This window comes from Paracraurococcus lichenis, from assembly GCF_030657435.1.
GTDB classification, from domain to species: Bacteria; Pseudomonadota; Alphaproteobacteria; order Acetobacterales; family Acetobacteraceae; genus Paracraurococcus; species Paracraurococcus lichenis.
The window spans coordinates 1-3403 of record NZ_JAUTWS010000215.1 but is presented as its reverse complement, the minus strand read 5'-3'; the positions used below and the strand labels follow the sequence as shown (position 1 = coordinate 3403).

4 protein-coding genes are annotated in these 3403 nt (G+C 68.5%); 3 read left to right on the top strand and 1 reads right to left on the bottom strand.

Annotated features, from left to right (window positions below):
- A partial coding sequence (locus Q7A36_RS38915) for a hypothetical protein (RefSeq protein WP_305109162.1) occupies nt 1-381 on the top strand: 381 nt, incomplete at its 5' end.
- A gap of 141 nt (nt 382-522) precedes the next feature.
- Here the strand turns inward: Q7A36_RS38915 and fabF are convergent.
- Nucleotides 523-1755, bottom strand: a complete 1233-nt coding sequence (gene fabF, locus Q7A36_RS38910) for a beta-ketoacyl-ACP synthase II (RefSeq protein WP_305109161.1) — start codon at nt 1753-1755, stop codon at nt 523-525.
- A 268-nt stretch (nt 1756-2023) separates the two neighbouring features.
- Between fabF and ppk2 the strand changes: the two genes are divergently transcribed.
- Both ppk2 and Q7A36_RS38900 read left to right on the top strand, forming a co-directional pair.
- Complete coding sequence (ppk2, locus tag Q7A36_RS38905; RefSeq protein WP_305109160.1) at nt 2024-2944, top strand: polyphosphate kinase 2; 921 nt, start codon at nt 2024-2026, stop codon at nt 2942-2944.
- 56 nt (nt 2945-3000) lie between these two features.
- Nucleotides 3001-3403 (top strand): hypothetical protein (locus Q7A36_RS38900; protein WP_305109159.1); only part of this gene is annotated, 403 nt, incomplete at its 3' end.

The window sequence follows — 3403 nt, the reverse complement described above, 5'->3', positions numbered from 1 at the left end:
GCGGCGGCCGAAATGCGATTGCAGATCACTGCAGGTTTGCGGGACCTAAATCATCCATTGGTTTCTGTGTTACGGCGCGATGACATTGCCCCGCTGCTCGGCCATGGGCGCCAGATACTGGTCTACGTTGGGGAAATCAGCAGGGATGTCCACTGGACAGCCGAACTGATGGAGCAACACCCGGAACTGCGGGTTGTCTACCTGTCCCCGCACCCCTGGGCCTCGCTCAACTACCGACGCGGCCGGTGCCTGCTCGCCCCATGCAGCCCTGCCACGCTGAACACGGCGATGCTGCGGAGAATGGTCCGAGAACTGTTGGCCCAGGATGACCGTCCGGCGTCCTACGCCGATCTAGCCCGCGCACGTGTGACCCACGCCTAAGTTCTGCCTCCCGCCAGGGGCCAATGCCGAGTTGCTCGACCACTTGGGTCTGCCGCCCGGGGCCGAGGCATCCGGGGCGGGTTCAGGCTGGGTCGAGTACCGGAAGGGGATCTGACGCGGGCGCTCCCTGGCGCCTCTTCCTCATGCGGCGCGGAACAAGATGCTCGCATTGGTCCCGCCGAAGCCGAAGCTGTTCGACAGCGCCACCCTTACCCGCCGCCCCTGCGCGCTCCGGGCGACGCGGTCGATGACGCTCGGCCGGCTCGGGCGGTCGAGGTTGAGGGTTGGAGGCACCACGCCCTCGTGGATCGTCAGGACAGAGAAGATCGCCTCTGCCGCCCCGGCCGCTCCCAGCATGTGCCCGGTGGCAGACTTGGTCGAGGACATCGCCAAGCCACGGGCGGCGTCGCCGAACAGGCGCTCCACCGCCTCGAGCTCGAGGTCATCGCCGAGCGGGGTCGACGTGCCGTGCGCGTTCACGTACTGCACCTCCGAGGGCGCGACGCCGCCGCTGCGTAGGGCGTTGCGCATCGCGCGCAGGCCGCCCTCATGCCCCTCCGCCGGGGCCGTCACGTGGTGCGCGTCCGCCGACATCCCGTAGCCCGAGAGTTCGGCATAGATCCGGGCGCCGCGGCGGCGGGCGTGCTCGCGCTCCTCCAGCACCAGCATGCCGGCGCCTTCGCCCATGACGAAGCCGTCGCGGTCACGATCCCAGGGACGCGAGGCACGGCCGGGCGTGTCGTTGAAGGCACTCGAGAGGGCGCGGGCCGCCGCGAAGCCGGCGATGCCGAGTTCGCTGATCGCCGCCTCCGCGCCGCCGGCGAGCATGACCTCCGCGTCGCCGCAGGCGATCAGCCGCGCCGCGTCGCCGATAGCGTGCGCACCGCTCGAGCAGGCGGTGGAGACGGCGCGCCGTGGGCCACGCAGGCCGAGGTCGTGGGCGACGTCCACGGCGAGCTGGTGAAGCATGGCGGCGGGCAGGAGCCGGCCGACCTCCTCCAGCGCGCCGGCTTGGAGTCGCTGCACGCCCTCGTGGATCGCCTCGAGCCCGCCGCAGCCGGAGCCAATACTGACACCGGCCGCCTCCTGCTCCTCTTCATCCCGTGGCTGCCAGCCGGCATCCTGCGCAGCCTGCCGCGCCGCGAGCCGGGCGAGCTGGCCGACACGGCTGCCGCGGCCACCTTCCGCGTCGGGCAGCTCGGACCAGAGGCCCGGCGGAACCTGCCCCGCGACGCGGCAGGACAACCCGTCGCTGTTGAATGCCGTGATGGCGGTGATACCCGAATGGCCGGTGACCAGCCGCTGCCAGACAGGAGCGACCCCCATGCCGAGCGGACAAACAATGCCCATACCGGTGACGACGACACGCCGCATGACCCGCCCCGCAACTCAGTTGACACGCAGGTGCCGTGTAAGCGCGTGGCGGTACAGTGAAGGTTTTTGGAAGGCCTGTGGTCCGGGAGAGCATGACCACTGGCGTGCCGCAGGACGTGGCGTGGCTCCCCGCATGACCGGCCAAGGTTTCGGGATGATAGCGCCGTGCCAGGATGCATGCGGGGCTGCGCGACCCGGCTGACATAAAACCGTCATTGCTGCCTCCCGTGCTCCCACTACGCTGACCTCTCCCATGGAGGCGCAGCCAATGTCCGAGCACCACCCGGCCGAGGGTGACCACCGCTGGATCGATCTCGAACTCGAAGATGATTTAGACGAAGAGCTTGAGCAAGAGATCGACGACAGCCGGGTGCCGGCCGCGTTGCAGGAACTTCGGCAGGCGCGCAAGCGCAGCACCGTACCGCGGAATGTGTATTTCCGCGAGCTACTGCGATTGCAGGCCGAGCTGGTGAAGCTGCAGGACTGGGTCACACACAAAGGGCTGAAGGTCGTCATCCTGTTCGAGGGGCGCGACAGCGCCGGCAAGGGCGGCGTGATCAAGCGCATCACTCAGCGGATCAATCCGCGGGTCTGCCGCGTGGTGGCGCTGCCCGCGCCGACCGAGCGCGAGCGAACCCAGTGGTACTTTCAGCGCTACGTGCAGCACCTGCCGGCAGCCGGCGAGATCGTGCTGTTCGATCGCAGTTGGTACAACCGCGCCGGCGTCGAGCGGGTGATGGGCTTCGCCACCGAGAGCCAAGTGGAGGATTTTTTCCGCGACGTACCGGAGTTTGAGCGCATGCTCGCCCGCTCGGGCATTATCCTTGTGAAATACTGGTTCTCGATCACCGACCAGGAGCAGCAGCTTCGCTTCCTCATGCGCATCCACGACCCGATCAAGCAGTGGAAGCTCTCGCCCATGGACCTGCAGTCCCGCGTCCGCTGGGAGCAGTACACCAAGGCGAAGGAGGACATGTTCGAGCGGACGAACATCCCGGAAGCACCCTGGTACATCGTCGAGGGCAACGATAAGAAGCGGGCGCGGCTGAACTGCATCGCCCATCTGCTGTCGCTGATTCCTTATGAGGAGGTGTCGCAGGAGCCTGTCGTCCTGCCGGACCGCGTCTTCGACCCGAACTATGAGCGCCGGACGCTGCCGCCCAAGCTCTACGTGCCCGACCGGTACTGAGGGTGAGCGGAGGCGAACGGCCCCTGCGGGCGCTGCGGCGGGCCGTGGCGAGAACGATGCGAGGAGGTGCCAGGGCGGGGCCCATCACCTGGCCGGGGTCGCCCCGCGCCGCCGGCCTGATGGCAGCCGGCCTCGCCGCGCTGCTGGCCCTCATCGCGCCGCGCGAGACGGCGGCGCAGCGCGGCGTCGCAGGCCCGATTTACCAGCGGAACATCGACGCCCTGATCGAGGGTGCGGAGGAGTACCTCGCCCGGCTGGAGGAGCTTGGCTGGCTACTCCGCGGGCAGATGACCAACACGGTTCAGGCGCACCCGGCGTTCCGCTCACCCTACCGCGGCGAGAACAGCCTCTCGCCGAAGCGCGACAGCACCGCGATGCAAACCATCGACATTGTGCTGGGACGCCGGCTCTGGCCGGGAGCCGAGGTGATCGCGGTGCCCTCGCCTACCCGCGGCTTCG